Origin of the sequence: Streptomyces sp. NPDC046203, from assembly GCF_040646255.1 — a bacterium.
In the GTDB taxonomy this organism is placed as follows: Bacteria; Actinomycetota; Actinomycetes; order Streptomycetales; family Streptomycetaceae; genus Streptomyces.
The window spans coordinates 98,516-116,035 of record NZ_JBEYZX010000018.1; the positions used below are offsets into that span (position 1 = coordinate 98,516).

Here is a 17,520-nt window from a genome sequence, read left to right on the forward strand (position 1 = left end):
GAGGACCGGCCGACGACCGCGAGCCGACCGCGAGCCGACGGTGAGGCTGTCGGTACGTGTGGGCGCGTGGGTGTGTGGGTACGTCGGCCCGCCGGGCCCTGCCGGCACTCTGGCACAGCCGGGCCGAGGCGGATCGGCGAGTACGCCCGCGCGGAGTCGCGACGCACTCGAACGGGTGGCCGTGGGCAGAGGGGCGCCCGCGTACGAGCAGACGCCCGGGTACGAGCGGGTGCCCGCGTAGGAGCGTGTGCCCGCGTACGAACGGACAGCCGCGTCCCAACGGATGCCCCCGCACGGCCGGGTGGCCGCGAGCGCAGGGGTGATCCGGCCCCTCGCCCGGTTCCGGGCGCCCTGGACCGAGGTAACCACGTGGGGTGGGGCGGCTCGTCGGAGGAGGACCACGTGAACAGCCCGATCAGCCCGATCAACCGGATCAGCCCGATCGGCTCCGTCTGGGGCGGGGAGCGGTTGGATCTCGACGCCTATCTGGCCCGGATCGGGTACGAGGGGGAGCGCGATCCGACGCTGAAGGTGCTGCGCGCCCTGCACGCCGCCCACATCGCCGCGCTCGCCTTCGAAAACCTGGAGGTCACCCTGGGCCGGGCCGTCCTGCTCGACCTGGAGTCCGTACAGGCGAAGATGGTCCGGCGGCGGCGCGGAGGCACCTGCTGCGAGCAGACCCTGCTCTACGCGGCGGCCCTGGAAGCGCTCGGCTTCACCTTCACCGCCGTGGCCTCACGTGTCCGCCTCGGCGAGACCCGGATCCGCCCGGCCACGCACTACGCGCTGCGGGTGGAGATCGACGACGAGACCTGGTTCACCGATGTCGGCTTCGGCGCCGAGGGCCTTCTGGAGCCGATCCGGTTGCGCGACGGCGAGACCGCGCGGCAGGCCGGCTGGACGTACACGCTGGTCCGGGAGGAGGGCCCCACCCGGGGGACGACCGGTCCGCTGGTGCTCCGGCTCTGCCGGCCCGGCGGCTGGTTCGCCCTCTACGCGATCGGGACCGAGCCGCGCTTCCCGGTCGACTTCGCCATGACCAGCTACTTCACCGCCACCCATCCCCGCTCGCCCTTCCACGGCCGGCTGCTGGTCCAGAAGCCGGCGGCCGACCGCCGGCTCCTCCTGCGCGACACGGAACTCGTCGGGTACCTCCCGGACGGCACGGAGGAGAGACGCCGAGTGACGGGCGCAGAGCTGCCCGCGCTGCTGTACGAGGAGTTCGGACTCGTACCGGACGCCGAGGACATCGCCGCGCTGATCACCCGTTACGAGGCCGCACCGACGCCGCGCGGGTGAGCGGGAGGACTTCCCACCCCCGGGGCGGTCTTCGGGGCGGGAACCATCGGCGGCGCGCCCCTGCCCGACCCGGAGTTCAGCCACGAAGGTGACCCGAAGGGGCCGCCGCGGGCTGTGATCGGTGCGGCCCCCGCCTGTCGATCGCGAGCGGTGTCGGCAGTGTCGGCGGCGGCAGCGTCGGCAGCGTCGGCAGCGTCGGCTCGACGGGGTCCGGTCCGCTCATGGCGAAGACCGCCGGCGTGGGGGCCGGGTCCAGGAGCGCATCGCACAAAGGCCCTCGTGTCCCACCGCGGCTGCGCGGGCGATGGTGCCGGTCACCGCTCGGCGCTCGCCGCTCGCCGCTGTGCCGGGGTTACTTCGGACTCGGGCAGCGAGGGAGGAGGCCGTCGAGCAGGGTGGTGCAGGCGGACTGGAGGTCGGCCTCCAGGTCGGCCTCGCCTTCGGGGGCCTGGATCCAGCGGTAGAGCGTGCCGAGGTAGATGTCACGGAGCAGATTGCCCGCGAGGCCGGAGTCCACGGCCGGCGAGATGTCGCCGAGCCGCTGGCCCGCTTCGACGAACTCGCCGAACATCCCGGCCACGTAGGGCTGTTCGTGGAGAGGGGAGCCCGTGCGTACCCACGCGGTCAGGACGGCCTTGGTCAGGGCGGGGTCCTGCAGGCTGGTGGCGGCCAGGATGCTCATGCAGCGGGAGATGGCGACGCGGATGTCCTCGACACGGGCGGGCGAGATGTCTTCGGCCACCAGTCCGCGGCGCAGCTGGAGGCGCCGCCGCTCGCCCCATTCGGCGATGAGGTCTTCCTTGCGCTGGAAGTGGTTGAAGAAGGTGCCGCGCGCGACGTCGGCTTCCTTGGTGATCTCGTCGACCGAGGTCTGGTCGTAGCCCTGCTGCTTGAACAGGTCCATGGCGGCCTCGTAGATGCGGGTCTTCACACGCAGTTTGTTGCGTTCCCTGCGGCCCTGCGGTTGTGCCACGGTGGTGGCAGGCGTGTCTTCCATGCGTGCGTACTCCTGTCGCGCGGGGTGGGTGAGGCCCGTTCCGGATCCGCTGCCCGTGTCGTGGACGGTCGTCCGGCCCGCCGGCAGCCGCTTCATACGTTGTATCACGATGCATGAATGTTCAGTAGTTCATGTTTGATTCGTGAGGAGACCTCGTGAGGAGACCTCGTGAGGGGGAGCGGTCACGGACCGCTCCCCCTCAGGTCTTCGCGGCGGTCAGCCGTGCAGGAGGCGGGTGTCCGTCACCGCGGCCGCCAGTGTCCTGAGGCTGTCCCCGCCGAGCAGCCGGTTCAAGGCGACGTCCCGGCCGGTCCGGTGCCGTGTCCGGGTCCGGAGCTGGGCCGCGCTGAGGGAGTCCATGCCGTAGTCGTGCAGCGTACGGCGCAGGTCGAGACTCTCCCTGGCCATGCCCAGCACATGGGCCGCCTCCTCCAGGAACTGCTCGAACGCCGGATCCGCCACCAGGTCCGCCGCCCCGGCGCCCGGAACCAGTGCCGGGCCGCGAACCGGGCCGCGAACCGGGCCAGGAACCGGTGCCGGGGCGGGCTCGGTTCGGACCGTGGACGTCCGGTTGCCGGACGCCGGAGCCGGAGTCGCGGCCACGGACGCCGTCGGGGCCGTGGCCGGAGCCGGCCGGGGTGGGGCCGGGAGGCGGTCCACCGCCTGGGAGAGTGCCAGGAGCGGCAGGCGGGCCATGGCGGCCAGCCGCCGCGTCGACCACTGGACGAGATCCAGTGGCGCCCGGCCGGGGGCGGTCGCCGTCTCGCCGCCGGCGAGGCGAAGAAGGTGGATGCCGTGGAACTCGGCGAGGACCTCTCCGCGGGGGTCGGTCACCACGACCTCGCCGAGGGCCGTGCCGTCCGAGCGATGGGCGGACAGGGTCGCGTGCACCCATGCCTCCTCGCTGAGCGGGCCGAGGAAACGCACCCGGTCGAAGGAGGAGACGGCGTAGGCGGCGCCGGCCGGGAGCGAAGCGGGAAGGGCGGCGAGGAGGAGCTTCAGACAGCCTTCCCAGGCCGCGTGGCGTGCGGCGATGGGCCGGTCGAGCTGGGCGACGACCTCGCCGTCGGTGCGCCACACATGACGGATGGTCCGCAGGTTCGGGCCGGGCGTGTAGCCGCGCCGGGCGAGCGCCTCCAGGAACCGGTCCTGGGTCAGGTGCGTGGTGCACCGGCCGAGGGCGGCGTCGACGCGATCGCGCGCGTGGCCGGCGGCGGGCGGGTGCGGGTCGACCCGGACCCGCGCGGTCAGGCCGGTGAGGCCGCCGAGGCCGGGCCCGCGCGGGGCACGGACCTCGGCCCGCAGGCTCCCGCCGGCCTCCTCGGTCGACACCTCCAGGATGAGGTCTCCGTCGTCCGGCGCCTCGATCATCTCCACGACCCGTACGTCCTCCAGTACGACGGTGCCCGGCGCGGCGGTGGCGGCGGCATGCGCGGTGGGCGTGGTGACGGCCTCGTCGAGGGCGGACAGATGGACGACGGGAGGGACGGGGGTGAGGCCGCGCAGGCTCACGATCGCGTCGGTGAGGTCGGTACGGACCCGGGTGACGGTCGCCGGCCGGACCGAGGGCACGGCGCGCGGCAGCGTACGGCGCAGCACTGTGGCGTCCCACGGGTAGGCGGGCAGCGGCACCCGGCGGGCCGGTCCCCCGAACCAGCGCTCCCAGTCGACCCGGCCGCCCCGGGCGAAGAAGGCGCCCAGCGACCGGGCGAGCGTCAGGGCCTCGTCGGGGGAGCGCCGTGAGGTGGAGGCGACGGCCGCGGAGGAGCCACCGGACTCCAGGGCGGTCTCCTCGATCGCCGACTGCAGCAGTGGGTGCGGGCTGATCTCGACGAAGACGCTGTCGGCCTCCTCGACGAGGGTGCGGACCGCGTCGAGGAAGCGGACGGGGCGCCGCAGGTTGTCCATCCAGTACGCGGCGTCGAGCTGGGCCCCGGAGAGTGCGCGGCCGAGGACGGTGGAATGCATCGGGAGGTCGCCGTCGCGGGGCGCGAGGCCGGCGAGGGCGGCGAGCAGCTCGTCCCGCAGCTGGTCCATGGCGGGGGAGTGGGAGGCGACGTTCACCCGTACCAGGCGGTGGAAGACGCCCTCGCGCTCCAGTCGTTCGCCGATGCGCCGCAGAGCGGCGGTGTCCCCGGCGAGGACCGTGGAGGTGGGGGCGTTCTCCGCGGCCACGCAGACACCGCCCTCCAGGGCGACGAGCTCCGCGGCCCGCTCGGGCGAGAGGTCGACCGACATCATCGCGCCCTGCCCGGCGGTGCGTTGCATCAGTGCGCTGCGCCGGCAGATGACGGCCGCGGCGTCGGCGAGGGAGAGGGCGCCGGTGACGGCCGCCGCGGCGGTCTCGCCCATGCTGTGCCCCACGCACACCTCGGGGTCGACGCCCATGTCGCGCCATGCGGCGGCCAGGGCCACCTGGGTGGCCCACAGCGCGGGCTGGACGGTGGCCACCTCGTCGGGGAACGCGTCGCCGACGGCGTCGAGGGTCTCGCGCACCGAGTGGCCGGTCTCGTCACGTACGGCCGCGTCGCACGCGTCGAGCGTGCTCGCGAAGGCGGGCAGGGAGGCGGTGAGCGAGCGGCCCATGCCCGGCCACTGCGAACCCTGGCCGGGGAAGACGAAGACGGTGCGCTTGTCCGCGCCGAAGCCGGCCTCGCCGGTGCCGGCCCGGTCGGTGGCCCGGCCGTCGGCGACGTCCCGCAGCGCGGCGGCGAGTTCGGCGTGGTCGGCTCCGGTCGCCCAGAGCCGGAAGGGGTGGGCGTCACGGTGGAGGGCGGCGGTGGCACACAGGTCCCGCAGCGGTGTCCGGCTGCCCTCGCCCCGGGGCGAGAGGTGGTCGGACCAGGCGGCGGCGAGCCGCCGCAGCGCCGGCTCGGAGCGGGCGCTGAGCACGAGGAGGTGGGTCGGCCGGCCCGCGGGGAGTCCGGTGGGGTCGCCTCGCTCGGGTAAGGCCGGGCGGCGGTCGGCTTCGGTGACGACGACATGGGCGTTGGTGCCCGAGAGCCCGAAGGAGCTGACGCCGATCACGGCGGCGCGCTCGGTGTCCAGGCGCTCGTTGCGGGTGACCAGACGCAGTCGGTTCGTCTCGTCGGCGAGCAGGGGCTGCGGGTCGTTCAGGTGGAGGGAGCCGGGGATGAGGCCGTGCCGGGCGACCAGGACGCTCTTGATGAGCCCGGCGATGCCGGCGGCGGCTTCGGCGTGGCCGATGTTCGACTTCACGGAGCCGCACCGCAGCGGGCCGCGTTCGGGTGTCCGCTCCCGGGCGGCGGTGGCCAGGACCTGGAGTTCCACGCCGTCCCCGACCGGGGTGCCGGTGCCGTGCGCCTCGATGTAGTCGAGGTCCGCCGGCACGATGCCCGCCTCCTGCCAGGCGTGGCGGACCATGGCGTCCTGGCCCGCCACGGCGGGCTTGATCAGCGAGCCGCTGCTGCGGCCGTCGTTGGTGACGGCGCTGCCCGGCAGCAGGGCGAGCACCGGGTACCCGGCCCGCTCGGCGTCCTCCAGCCGGGCGAGGACGACCACGCCGACGCCTTCGCTGCGCACGAAGCCGTTCGCGCTGGTGTCCCCGAACTTGCAGCGGCCGTCGGGCGAGAGCATGGCGGCCTGGGAGAAGGCGATGGCGTCCATCGGCGACAGGATGAGGTTGACGCCGCCGGCGATGACCAGGTCCGTCTCGCCGGCGAGCAGGCTCTGGCGCGCCATGTGGACGGCGACCAGGGACGAGGAGCAGGCGGTGTCGACCATCATGCTGGGCCCGCGCAGGTCGAGGTCGTACGACACCCGACCGGAGGCCATGGCGCGGAAGTAGCTGCCCGCCGCCTCGCGCAGGCTGTTGCTGTCGGTGGTGCCGTCGCGGCCGTAGTCGGCGGTGGCCTGCCCGATGTAGACGCCGGTGCGGGTGCCCGCGAGCGAGGAGGGACGTATCCCGGCGTCGTCGAGCGCCTCGCGCACCACCGGCAGCAATAACCGGTGCTGCGGGTCGATGCTCGCGGCCTCCGCCGGGGAGATCCCGAAGAAGCCGGCGTCGAAGTGGAAGGGATCGTCCAGGAAGCCGCCGTGGCGACTGGCCGTGCGACCGGGAACGCCCGACTCCTCGGCCCAGAAGGGCGTGATGTCGAAACGCTCCGGCGGTATGGGCGTGACGCTGTCCCTGTTCGCGACGAGGTTGCTCCAGAACTCGTCCACGTTGCGGGCCTGGGGGAATCTGCACCCCATGCCGACGACCGCGATGGACGTCTCTTCCTTGGCTGAACCCATGTCGAAGTCCCCCTTGTATCAGCCCTGGTGTGACCAGTGCATGTCAGAGCGCTGCCCCCGGCAGCGCCGAGGCGAGATCGTAGTTCAAGTCTGTACGTGAGAACCAATGTTGGGCTGGAAGAACATCTTTGGCTGGAAGACGCCCTCCCGCCGTCGGCCTTCCTGGCTCGTCGGCGCGGCCTAGGGCTGCGAACGCGGGTGCTCTGAGCGGGGGTTGACGCAGGGGAGGTGCGGTTCGGTGGGCGGTCCGGCTTCGGCCCGGCTTCGGTCCGACTTCGGTTCCGGATGTTCCGGTGGCCGAAGGAGTCCGGGGAGGGGTGTGCGGGAAGCGGTGTACGGCGCCAGAAAGATGGTCTACGGTTAAAACTCGTACCCCAGGTCAATAACAGACTATGGTCTTGCCATGGTTCGCGGTCGGCGGGTCCACCGGCTCGTGCCGTACGGCACCGCGCACCGAGCAGCCGCACAGAAGCGATAGGGGGAAGCCCGGATGGTTTCACACACGTGCCGGCCGGCACCTTTGCCAAGGACGGGGCCCCTGGTGAAGGGAGCGGCCGGGGTACGGCGACAGCCGGAGCCGGAGCCCGCGCCCGCCCTGGAGAGCGTGGTGCGCCAGGCGATGCGCCTGCCGTCGCTCGCCTCGAAGTACGAACGATCGTGGGGGCGGGGGCGTCTGACGCTCGGCGACCTTCCGGTGCTCACCCGGCGCGAGCTGGAGACGGCGACCACCGAGGCGCTGGCCCTGGGCCTGGGCGGTGGGATGCTCTGGGCACACAGCGGGACTCTGGAGGCCCCCGGCCTGAGTCTGCTGCCCCAGGAGATGTTCGTCTCCCGGATCCGCGACGACTGGAACCCGCTGGGTCCCGCCGACATCGTCGCCAACCTGCATCCGGCCGGCCGGATGCAGCCCGACCACTACTTCTTCAACCGCTTCGCCGCCGCCTCCGGTGCCACGGTCCTGCCGGTCGGCCGGCTGCCCGAGAACCCCGACGACGACTGGCTCGCCTTCTTCGCCCGACAGGGCGTGACCGCTCTCGCGGCGCCCCCGCAGGCCGTGGTCCGGCTGCTGGGGGCGAGCACCGCGGGCCGGCCGCTGCCCTGGCTGCGCACCCTTCTGCTGGGCGGCGCGTTCCACGACGCCACCGAGGACGGTCTGCTCGCTTCCCGCTTCCCCTATACCGACGTGTGGCGCCTGTACGGCACGCCGACGGCGTGGGTGATCGGCCGGCGCGGTCCGCAGTGCCTGGCGGACCTCTATCATCCGCTGCCCCACCAGCTGGTGGAGGTGGTCGACGGCCGGTTGCTGGTGACGACGCTGACGACGTCCCGCACTCCCCCGATCATCCGCTACGACACCGAGGAACGCGGCGAGTTCGCGCACTGCGCCTGCGGCCGCCCCGGGCCGGCCGTCCGGGTGCTGGGTGCCCGCCCGCCCTCCTTCCGCTTCCATGGCCACACCGTGTCCGCCCGTGAACTCGTCGACCTGGCGACCGCCCACGAGGAGGTCACCGATGCCCAGGTCGCGGTCGGTCCGGACCAGCGGATCCAGTTGCGGGTCCGTCTCGCCCCCGGTGTCGCCGACGACCATCACAGCCACGCCTGGATCAGATTCCGGGTGCTGGAGAGCCATCTCGCCCTCGCAGTGTGCGTGCGCGAGCAGCCGGACGCCTTCGAGGTGATCTCCGTGGACGAGCTGTCCGGCCCGTCCGCCCTGGTGTCCGAGGAGTTCTGAACATGCCGGACGCATCGCACAAGGAAACCGTCATCAGGACGAGAGGAATTGTCATGTCGGATCAGCTCACTTCCGCGCAGCACGCGACCACTGCCCAGGCGGAGGACGAGATCCTCGTCGCGGTACGCGCGGTGGCTCCCGAACTCGACGAGATGATCAAGGCGGAGCCACTGCCCGAAGGCTGGCTGGCGGGGTGGGACGTGGCGGGCGTGGTGATGCGCGCGGCGCCGGAGGGCTTCAGCCCCAAGCCCGGTGACCGGGTCGTGGGCGTGGCGACGGGTACCGACTGGTCCGCGTGCATGGCGCTGCCGACCGAGTACGCGACCGTCCTGCCGGACCATGTCAGCTTCGAGCAGGCCGCGACGCTGCGCGTGGCGGTCCTCACCGCCCTGCGCCTGGTGCGCGGCGCGGGTCCCGTCCGGGGACGGCGCGTCCTGGTCACCGGTGCGGGCGCGGGCATCGGGCTGCTGCTGGTCGAACTGCTGGCGGCGTTGAACGCAGAGGTCACCGCGGTGGTGGCCGAGGCCGGTCAGGCCACCGTGGCGGCGCGGCGGGGCGCGGCCCGGGTCATGACGGACCTGGTGGATGTCGACGGTTTCTACGAGATCGTCTACGAGGCGGCCGAGGCGACCTCGAACGCCGCCGGGCGGGGGCTCACGGCCGACGGCGGCACCGTCTACCTCTACGAGAGCTTCGCCGACCGCCGTGTGGACATCGGTTTCTTCCAGTTCTTCGGCGGCCCCGAGCAGGCCGGTCTGCGGCACTTCGTCTTCCGCACCGCGACGCCGGAGGACCGGGAACTCGCCCAGCTGTTGGACCTGATGACCACCGGCGAGCTGTCCCTGGGGGTGCTCGCCCCCGCGCGGTCCGTCGCGGTCTGACCATGGTGACGTCGATGGGGGGTGCGGCCACTGGCCGCACCCCCCATCGACGTGGTCCGCGTCCGTCACCCGGTCAGGGCGCCGGGGTACGCACCGGGCCCAGCCAGTGGGCCAGCTCCGTGCGGAGCCGGTCCAGGTCGCCGCCGTGTCCGTGGGCGGCGATGTGCCCGTCGGGCCGCACGAGGTAGTAGCCCTGGTGCCGGCAGCCCGTGGTGCGGCGCACGGAGCCGGCCGCCAGGTCGACCGTACGTATCGAGGGCCAGGCGGCGGCGATCGCGCGGGTCTCGGCGCGCCAGGCCGCGCCGTCGCCGGCGCAGGTCACGACGAGAGTCCAGCCGGCCGGCCGCTCGCCCGGGCCCGTGATCCCGTGCGGAAGCGCCAGCTCGCGCGGGAAGACCGCGCCGACGGTGAGGCCGCCGGGCAGCTTCGAGCGCACCCGGCACGACGGACGCCCGGACGGCAGTTGCGTGTCGCGCAGGGCGGGGTAGGAGAGGCGCCGGCCCGCCATCACCGGCGCGTAGAGCCGGAAGAGCCCGCTGCGTTCGGCCACCCGGAAGGCGGCGTCGCGGGCGGTGATCGCCGCGGGCCGGCGCACCATCCATCCGCGGGTCTGGATGTCGGTGTCGCGTACCACCCGGCGGGCCACGGCGGCCCGCTCGGGCCCGTAGGTGCGCAACAGGTCGGAGGGGGCCTCGCCGTGGAGCACCGCCGCGAGTTTCCAGGCGAGGTTGTGGGCGTCCTGGATGCCGGTGTTGAGACCCTGCCCGCCGGCGGGGCTGTGGATGTGGGCGGCGTCGCCGGCGATGAAGACCCGTCCGAGCTGGAACTCGCTGGCGTGGCGGGCGTGGATGCGGAAGTCGGAGACCCAGACGGGGTCGGTCAACCGGATGCCGCCGGGGCCGCGCTCGTCCACGATCGCCTGCATCCGCTCGACCGTGACCTTCTCGCCCGCGGGGTGGCTGGAGAAGAACCGGAAGACGCCGTCCGGGAGGGCGACGACGACCAGCGCGCCGGCGGCCGACTGGTAGTAGAGGGCCTGGTCGGGCGGGAGGAACCCCTTGATCCGGGCGTCGACGAGAGCGAAGGCGCTTTCGTAGGTGCTGCCGGTGAACCCCCCGCCGAGCAGGCCGCGCACCACGCTGCCCGCCCCGTCGGTGCCGACGACGAAGGGGGCCCTGCTGCGCTCGACGCGGCCGTCGGCGTGTTCCAGCACGGCCGTGACGTCGGTGGCACCGTCGATGCGCCCGGAGAAGTCGACGCCCTCCAGGGTCAGCAGCCGTACTCCCCGTTCCACCTTGCCGCCCAGGCGGGCGAGGCGGTCGCGCAGGATCCGCTCGGTCTCGTTCTGCGGCAGGCAGATGGGGCTGAGGTGCTGGGGGAAGGCGAAGCTGGCCAGGTGCCGGCGCTCGGAGAAGTAGCTGAAGGCATTGATCTGGATCCCGGCCTCACGCAGCTCGCCGAGCACGCCCAGGTCCTCGAAGAGGTCGATGCTGCGCGGCCACATCAGCAGGGCTTTGGGGAAGGGGGAGGGCTCGGGGGCCCGGTCGACGATGCGTACGCGCACGCCGCGGCGCAGCAGCTCGCACGCCGCGACCATGCCGGTCGGCCCCGCCCCCACGACAAGGACGTCGTAGGGCTCGGGCGACGGGGTCTTTCGCGCCGCCTCGGACGTGTTCGTCATGGCTCTGTCCTATCTCTCGTTGACGATAGTCATCAGATCTCTTACAGTTCTCTGCAATCTTACATGTGGCCGTCAAGTCGCGGCGACCAGAAGGAAAGAGGAGTCATGACCATCCAGACCGACACCCGGCTCGCGCCGGTGCCGGAGAGGCGGGAGGAGGAGGGCTCGGGCCTCGTGATGATCGCCGTCGCGCTGGCCAGTGTCCTTCTCCCGCTGGCCATCACCGCCCCCGCGGTGGCGATGCCCGACCTCACCGTCGACCTCGCCTCCGACGTCGCCGGCGGACAGTGGGTGCAGAACGCCTACGGCGTCACCTTCGCGGCCTGCATGCTGGCCGCCGGCACCCTCGCCGACCAGTTCGGCCGCCGCCGGGTCCTCGCTGTCGGCACCGTCGTGTTCATGGCGATGTCGCTGGTCGCCGCGCTGTCCACGGACATCCTGGTCCTGGACATCGCCCGCGGGCTCCAGGGCGTTGGCGCAGCCGGTGTACTCACCAGTGGCGCCGCCATCCTTGCCGCCTCCTTCACCGGCCGCCGCCGCATCCAGGCGTTCGGCGTCCTCGGTACCGCTTTCGGTGCCGGCCTCGCCCTCGGCCCCGTCCTCGGCGGCGCGCTCGTCGGCCTCGCCGGCTGGCGCGGTGTGTTCTGGGTGAACCTCGTGGTCGGCGCCGCGGCGCTGGTCCTCATGCCCCGCATCCGCGAGTCGAAGGACCCGGGCGCCACCAAGGTCGACTGGCCGGGCCTGGCGGCCTTCAGCGGCAGCCTCTTCCTGCTCGCTCTCGGCTTCGTCGAGGCCGGTGAACGCGGCTGGGGTCACCCCGCCACGGTCGGATCGCTCATCGGGTTCGCCCTCTTCATGGCCGCCTTCGTGGTGATCGAACAGCGCGTGGCGCGCCCCATGTTCGACCTCTCCCTCTTCCGTAACCCCACCTTCGTCGTCGTGGTCTGCCAGCCGTTCACCATCACCTTCGGATTCGTGGTGCTGCTGAACTTCCTGCCCCCGTACTTCACGGGCGTCGGCGGCTACACCACCACCCAGTCCGGAGTGCTCCTTCTCCCGCTGATGCTGCCGATCTTCGTTCTGCCCCTGCTGATCGGACGCCTCGTCGGGGATCGCATCTCCCCCCGTATGCTGCTGACCCTCAGCTCGCTGCTCATCGCCATCGGCTCGGTGTGGCTGGTCGTCCTGGAGCCGGGCCAGCCCTGGAGTCAACTCGTCGGCCCGCTGCTGGTCTTCGGACTCGGCGTCGGCTCCGCCTTCGGCGCGATGGACAACGCCGCCGTCAGCGTCGTCCCCGTGGAGCGCGCCGGCATGGCCTCCGGCATCTTCAACACCATGCGCATCGCGGGTGAGACCGTCGCCGTCGCCGCCGCCGGCGGCTTCCTCGCCTCCTATGCCCGCTCCGAACTCGTGGGCCGGGCACCCGAGTTCGCGCAGCAGGCGCCCCGGCTGGCCGGAGAGGCGACCCAGGGGCGTCTCGACGCCGCGCTCGGCGCCGTCGCCCCCGTTCGCCGCGCCGAGGCGCTGGACGCGGTGGCCGCCAGCCTCACCTCCGGCATGCATGTCGCCTTCCTCGCCCTCGCGGTCCTCGCCGGCGCCGGGGCGCTCGTCACCTTCCTCGTGGTCAAGGACAAGGAGCTCAAGGACGCCGGCTGAGGCGTCTTCCGCAGGCAGGGAGCGCCTGGGGACCCCCTCGTCCCGGGCGCTCCTCATCCCCCATCCCCACCCTCCCTTCATCCCCACCCCCCCACATTCCCGCCGGAGCCTCCCCCGTCACCGGCTCCGGTGGGCAGCCGGAACGACCCATCCAACCGAAAGCAGGAGAACATGCGATACCGCTACCTCGGCGACACCGGCCTGTCCGTCTCCGAACTGTGCTTCGGCGCCATGACCTTCGGCGGCGGAGCCAGCTTCCTGGGCGCCGCCGACCGCAACTGGTCGGAGTTCGGCACCGTCGAGGACGACAACGTCATGCGGATGATGGACCAGGCGCTCGACGCCGGCATCAACTTCTTCGACACCGCCGACGTCTACAAGAACGGCATGGGCGAGGAGTTCTTCGGCCGCACCCTCGGCAAGGTACGCGACCGCGTCATCATCGGCACCAAGGGCCGCTGGCGCATCACGGACGACCCCAACGACATCGGTGCCACCCGTCATCACCTCTACGCCGCCGTCGAGAACAGCCTGCGCCGCCTGGGCACCGACTACATCGACCTCTACCACATCCACGGATTCGACCCGCGCACCTCGCTCGACGAGACCCTGCGCGTCCTCGACGACCTGGTCCGCTCGGGCAAGATCCGCTACATCGGCGTCTCCAACTTCGCCGGCTGGCAGCTGATGAAGGCACTGTCGGTCTCCGACCGCCGCAACCTCAGCCGCTTCGTCTGCTACCAGGGCTACTACAACATCGCCGCCCGTGACCTGGAGCGCGAGATCGTGCCGCTCGCCATCGACCAGAAGGTCGGCATCACCGCCTGGTCGCCGCTGGCCGGCGGGTTCCTCACCGGAAAGTACCGGCGCGGCGAGGGCCGCCCCGAGGGCAGCCGCCTCTCCCAGCGCACCCCGGCCGAATCCGCGCCGCTGACCGACCAGGAGCAGGCGTACGACATCGTCGACGCCATGGCGCGGATCGCCGACGAGCGAGGCGCCACCGTCGCCCAGGTCGCCCTCAACTGGGTGCTCGCCAAGCCCGGCATCACCTCGGCCGTCGTGGGCGCCACCAAGCCGCACCAGCTCGCCGACAACCTCCAGGCGATGGAGTGGACGCTGAGCGAGGACGAACTCGCCCGCCTCGACAAGGTCAGCGAGACCGAGGCTCCGTACCCCTACTGGCACATCGGCACCGTGGGCGCCGACCGCAAGGAGCCGGGCGACGTCTACCCGGCCTGATCGCCCTCACCCGGCCTGATCGCCCCGTCCGGCCCGCCGCGCGGGCGATGGCGGCACAGCCACGGAGGGACGACCGCACGGGTCGTCCCTCCACCCGTCGTGCCGCACCCGCGGCGGACCGCGCCACCACAGCGAACAGGAACCCTCACCGCGAAAAGAAAGCCAGGCCCACCCATGACCACAGCCCCAGAAGCAGCCGTCCAGTCGCTTCCGGCACTGGACTACACCCGCACCGTCGACCGGCTCCTCGTACACCGCGACGCCCTCGGCGAGGTCTTCCTGACCGACCTCCAGCCCATCGACGACGAGAACTACGCCGCGGCGGGACAACTGCCCCGCTCGCACGCCTACTACGGCGACCACCTGCTCCGCCCGGCCCACCACGATCCCCTGCTCATCCTGGAGACGTGCCGCCAGGCCGCGCTCGCCGGCGCCCACCGGTTCTTCGGCGTCCCGGCCGACAACAAGTTCATCCTCACCCATCTGACCCTGCGCATCGACGAGCCGCAGGCGGTGTTCGTGGGATCCTCGCCCCTCCGGCTCGCCATGCGGGTGCGCATCAGCAGCCGCAGAGAGCGCGCGGGCCGGGTCACCGGGCTCGACTACGAGATCGCCCTGTCCGGCGGCGGCGCCGTGTTCGGCACCGCCTCCGTCGGCCTGCGGTTCAAGGACCCCGGCGGCTATCTGACGCTGCGGCTCAACAACCGCGACGGAATGGCGCTGCCCTCCTCGGCGGCCTATCCGGCCGGCACCCCCGGGGCACCCGTCGCCCCGCATCTGGTGGGGCGGGCCAACCCCGACAACGTCGTGCTGCTCGACGGCGTCGTCGTCGGCGACAGCGCGCAGGCGCTGCTGCGGATTCCCGCGCGGCACGCCAGTCTCTTCGACCACCCGCAGGACCATCTGCCCGGCATGGTCATCGCCGAGGGCGCGCGCCAGCTCGCCCTCTTCGCCGCGCTCGACATTCGCGGTCTGTCCAGCTCCAAGTCGCTCCTGACCTCGCTCGACGTGCGCTTCACCCGCTTCGGCGAACTGGAGGACGACACTGTCCTGAGTGCCGTCGTGGGCGAGTTCGGCGGCCCGCCCCGCACCGCCGAGGCCCCCGTCGACTACACCCTCGGCGGAATCCTCGCCGGCGCCGACGAGGACGAGCAGCGGCCCGAGGAACTGAAGGTCGCGGTCGAGGCGACCCAGAAGGGCGAGGCCCTGTGCTCCTTCGCCTTCACGCTCACCCGCATACCGGCATGACACGCACGAGGCGACCTCAGGAGCGACGATGACCAGCACGGCACGCGGCGCGGCGTTCTCCGACGTGGACGAGACGCTCATCCGCGTCAAGAGCATGTTCCGTTTCCTCGAGTTCCATCTGCGCCTGCGTGGCGAACCCCCGGCCACCTACGAACGGCTGACGGGCGAACTGCGACAAGCGGCGCTGCGGGGCGTACCCCGCGACGAGATCAACCGGCACTACTACCGGCTGCTGCGCGGCGAGAGCGCGAGCCGCCTGGCAGCCGCCGGCCGGCGGTGGTTCGCCGCCGAGTGGGAGGAGCAGAAGGACGGGCTGTACCTCCCGGACGTGGAGGAAGCCCTCCTCGCCCACCGGAAGGGAGGCCGGGCGCTGATCCTGGTCTCGGGTTCCTTCTTCGCGCCGCTCGACCCGATCGCCGCCGACATCGGCGCCGAAGCGGTGCTCGCCACCCGCCCGGTGATCCGCCGCGGGGAACTCACCGGCGAGGTGCTCGCCCCGATGATCGGCGAGACCAAGGGGCGCGCCGTCCGGCTGGCCGCGCCGATCGCGGGACTGGACCTCGCGGCCAGCTGGGCGTACGGCGATCACAGCAGCGACCTGTCGATGCTGCGGGCCGTCGGCCACCCGGTCGTCGTCGGCGACGACCCGGAACTGGCGTTCCACGCGACCACGGCCGGATGGGCCCGGCTGACCGCCGGGCCGGTACGGCGATGACAACCGCCGGGTCCCCAGTCGGGACGCCGGCGCCATCGGCGGGCCGCATCCCGCGGTCCGCCCAGGAACAGGGGAGGGCTTCTTGACTCGCATCGGCATCGTGGCCACCGGCTCGTATCTGCCGGAGACCGTCGTCAGCAACGAGGAGATCGCACGCGGGGCGGGGGTGAGCGACGAATGGATCGTCAGGAAGACCGGCATACGCGAGCGGCGCAGGGCCGACGATCGTGACGCCACGTCGGACCTCGCCGCCCGCGCCGCCCGCGCCGCGCTGGAGCAGGCGAAGGTGCGTCCCGAGGACGTGGCCTACATCGTCCTGGCCACCTCCACGCCCGACCACCCGCAGCCCGCCACCGCGAGCATCGTCCAGCATCTCACCGGCGCCGTGAACGCGGCGGCCTTTGACATCAACGCGGTGTGCAGCGGCTTCGTCTACGCCACGACCGTGGCCGAGCGCCTCCTGAGGGCCGCGGAGGAGGGGCGCTACGCCCTGGTCATCGGAGCGGACATCTACTCGCGCATCCTGGACTACTCCGACCGCAAGACCGCCATCCTCTTCGGCGACGGCGCCGGTGCCGTCCTGCTCGGCGCGGTGTCCGAGGCCTGCGGCATCCGGGAGACCAGTCTGCTCACCCGGGGCGACCAGTACCGCCTGATCAGTGTCCCGGCGGGCGGCAGCCGACTGCCGGCGAACGACAGCACGCTCCGGGAAGGCGCCCACTTCTTCCGCATGGACGGCCGCGGCGTGCGCTCCTTCGTGCATGACAACCTGCCGGCCGCCCTGCACGAACTGCTGGACCGGGCCGGGGTGGACCGCGAGCAGGTGCGCCACTTCGTCCCGCACCAGGCCAACGGGGTGATGCTGGGGGAGGTGTGGTCACAGATCGGGCTGCCCCGGGCGACCATGCACCTCGCGCTGGAAAGCTATGGCAACACCGGCTCGGCGTCGGTGCCCGTCACGCTGGACCTGGCGCACCGGCAGGGCGAGTTCGCCGACGGGGAGACCGTGCTCATGGCCGGCTTCGGCGGGGGGATGACCGTCGGCGCGGTGCTGACCCAGTGGGCGCCCACCGCCTTCGCCCGGCCCCGGGAGCAGGAACTCTCGGTGGTGGGCTGAGTCATGTCCGTACCCGTCACCGAGGCGGCGCCGTCACTCGCGCACGATCCCGAACTCCTGCGGCTGATGGAACAGTACGTCGCCCGGCGCAGGCGCGAGCGTCTGCGCCGCGCCCTCGAACAGACCCTCGCCCAGCGGCTGCTGGGCGAGGCGCGGCCCGGACCGGCCACCGGCGGTCCGCCCCAGGGGCGGACGCGGGAGCCGGGCGGTACGCGATGAGCCACGGCAGGCACGCGGCGGCGCCCCGCCGCGTGCCTGCCCGGGTGGCCCTCGGACGGTTGCGCCGTTGGTTGCGCGGCAGGGTCGTGCCGGATGGGGGAGGCATCCATGGCACCGCTCCGGGCACCATGGCCACCACGACCGTCATGGCCGGCACGTCCACCGGTTCCACCGGTTCCACCAGGTCCGCTACGGGCCCGACGGGTACCGCGGACGCCGCGGTGGGTGGCGCCGACGCTGCCGTGTGCGGCTCTGACGGCCTGCTGCCGAAGGCGGACCGCCGGCGATGACGGACCGCCGGTGATGACGGACCGTGTTCCGGCAACCGACGCCGACGCCGCGCGGACAGCAGCCGTCCTGGTGACACGCCGGTGGGCCGGCGGGGGATCACCGTCGGATCCACGCCCTTGGTACGCAGCTCACGGGCGAGTGCCCGACGGGCGAGGCCCCGGCCGTGGTGACGGGAGTCGACCCACGCG

Annotated in this window: 12 protein-coding genes and 1 pseudogene; 9 read left to right on the plus strand and 4 right to left on the minus strand. The window is 72.5% G+C overall.

Features of this window, described 5'->3' with window-relative positions; translation table 11 throughout:
* The first annotated feature begins 402 nt into the window (after positions 1-402).
* A complete protein-coding gene (locus tag ABZ990_RS16345; RefSeq protein ID WP_361231327.1) occupies positions 403-1,299 on the plus strand; it encodes an arylamine N-acetyltransferase in 897 nt (298 codons plus the stop codon).
* A 352-nt stretch (positions 1,300-1,651) separates the two neighbouring features.
* On the opposite strand, the gene ABZ990_RS16350 is transcribed toward ABZ990_RS16345, so the two are convergent.
* The gene (locus ABZ990_RS16350; RefSeq protein WP_361231329.1) at positions 1,652-2,296 is read right to left on the minus strand and encodes a TetR/AcrR family transcriptional regulator; all 645 of its coding nucleotides are present in this window, start codon (positions 2,294-2,296) and stop codon (positions 1,652-1,654) included.
* Between the two features lie 216 nt (positions 2,297-2,512).
* Entirely contained in the window at positions 2,513-6,553 is a 4,041-nt protein-coding gene (locus ABZ990_RS16355; protein WP_361231331.1) for a beta-ketoacyl synthase N-terminal-like domain-containing protein, read from the minus strand.
* A 541-nt stretch (positions 6,554-7,094) separates the two neighbouring features.
* On the opposite strand from ABZ990_RS16355, the gene ABZ990_RS16360 reads away from it, so the two are divergent.
* Entirely contained in the window at positions 7,095-8,285 is a 1,191-nt protein-coding gene (locus tag ABZ990_RS16360) for a hypothetical protein (protein WP_361231333.1), read from the plus strand.
* 53 nt (positions 8,286-8,338) lie between these two features.
* Positions 8,339-9,166: an alcohol dehydrogenase gene (locus tag ABZ990_RS16365; RefSeq protein ID WP_361231334.1), complete on the plus strand. Its 828-nt coding sequence runs from the start codon at positions 8,339-8,341 to the stop codon at positions 9,164-9,166.
* A gap of 73 nt (positions 9,167-9,239) precedes the next feature.
* Here the strand turns inward: ABZ990_RS16365 and ABZ990_RS16370 are convergent, their stop codons facing one another.
* The gene (locus ABZ990_RS16370; protein ID WP_361231336.1) at positions 9,240-10,847 is read right to left on the minus strand and encodes an FAD-dependent monooxygenase; all 1,608 of its coding nucleotides are present in this window, start codon (positions 10,845-10,847) and stop codon (positions 9,240-9,242) included.
* A 105-nt stretch (positions 10,848-10,952) separates the two neighbouring features.
* Here ABZ990_RS16370 and ABZ990_RS16375 point away from each other — a divergent pair, with 105 nt between their 5' ends.
* From ABZ990_RS16375 to ABZ990_RS16400, 6 genes are all read left to right on the plus strand, one after another.
* Positions 10,953-12,503: an MFS transporter gene (locus ABZ990_RS16375; RefSeq protein WP_361231338.1), complete on the plus strand. Its 1,551-nt coding sequence runs from the start codon at positions 10,953-10,955 to the stop codon at positions 12,501-12,503.
* A gap of 171 nt (positions 12,504-12,674) precedes the next feature.
* Entirely contained in the window at positions 12,675-13,742 is a 1,068-nt protein-coding gene (locus ABZ990_RS16380; RefSeq protein ID WP_361231340.1) for an aldo/keto reductase, read from the plus strand.
* Between the two features lie 174 nt (positions 13,743-13,916).
* Positions 13,917-14,990 (plus strand): ScbA/BarX family gamma-butyrolactone biosynthesis protein, encoded by a 1,074-nt coding sequence (locus ABZ990_RS16385; protein WP_361231342.1) that lies wholly within the window; start codon positions 13,917-13,919, stop codon positions 14,988-14,990.
* 28 nt (positions 14,991-15,018) lie between these two features.
* Positions 15,019-15,705 (plus strand): HAD-IB family hydrolase, encoded by a 687-nt coding sequence (locus ABZ990_RS16390; protein ID WP_361231344.1) that lies wholly within the window; start codon positions 15,019-15,021, stop codon positions 15,703-15,705.
* 82 nt (positions 15,706-15,787) lie between these two features.
* Complete coding sequence (locus ABZ990_RS16395) at positions 15,788-16,822, plus strand: ketoacyl-ACP synthase III (protein ID WP_361231345.1); 1,035 nt, start codon at positions 15,788-15,790, stop codon at positions 16,820-16,822.
* A 3-nt stretch (positions 16,823-16,825) separates the two neighbouring features.
* The gene (locus tag ABZ990_RS16400; RefSeq protein WP_361231349.1) at positions 16,826-17,041 is read left to right on the plus strand and encodes a hypothetical protein; all 216 of its coding nucleotides are present in this window, start codon (positions 16,826-16,828) and stop codon (positions 17,039-17,041) included.
* A 385-nt stretch (positions 17,042-17,426) separates the two neighbouring features.
* Here the strand turns inward: ABZ990_RS16400 and ABZ990_RS16405 are convergent.
* A pseudogene (locus tag ABZ990_RS16405) lies at positions 17,427-17,520 on the minus strand (recombination regulator RecX); the annotation flags it as partial.

Excerpts from the sequence above, each read along its gene's own strand:
- ABZ990_RS16355 (WP_361231331.1), bottom strand. The coding sequence starts at position 6,553 with ATGGGTTCAGCCAAGGAAGAGACGTCCATCGCGGTCGTCGGCATGGGG.
- ABZ990_RS16390 (WP_361231344.1), top strand. The coding sequence starts at position 15,019 with ATGACCAGCACGGCACGCGGCGCGGCGTTCTCCGACGTGGACGAGACG.
- ABZ990_RS16400 (WP_361231349.1), top strand. The coding sequence starts at position 16,826 with ATGTCCGTACCCGTCACCGAGGCGGCGCCGTCACTCGCGCACGATCCC.
- ABZ990_RS16385 (WP_361231342.1), top strand. The coding sequence starts at position 13,917 with ATGACCACAGCCCCAGAAGCAGCCGTCCAGTCGCTTCCGGCACTGGAC.
- ABZ990_RS16380 (WP_361231340.1), top strand. The coding sequence starts at position 12,675 with ATGCGATACCGCTACCTCGGCGACACCGGCCTGTCCGTCTCCGAACTG.
- ABZ990_RS16365 (WP_361231334.1), top strand. The coding sequence starts at position 8,339 with ATGTCGGATCAGCTCACTTCCGCGCAGCACGCGACCACTGCCCAGGCG.
- ABZ990_RS16375 (WP_361231338.1), top strand. The coding sequence starts at position 10,953 with ATGACCATCCAGACCGACACCCGGCTCGCGCCGGTGCCGGAGAGGCGG.
- ABZ990_RS16350 (WP_361231329.1), bottom strand. The coding sequence starts at position 2,296 with ATGGAAGACACGCCTGCCACCACCGTGGCACAACCGCAGGGCCGCAGG.
- ABZ990_RS16370 (WP_361231336.1), bottom strand. The coding sequence starts at position 10,847 with ATGACGAACACGTCCGAGGCGGCGCGAAAGACCCCGTCGCCCGAGCCC.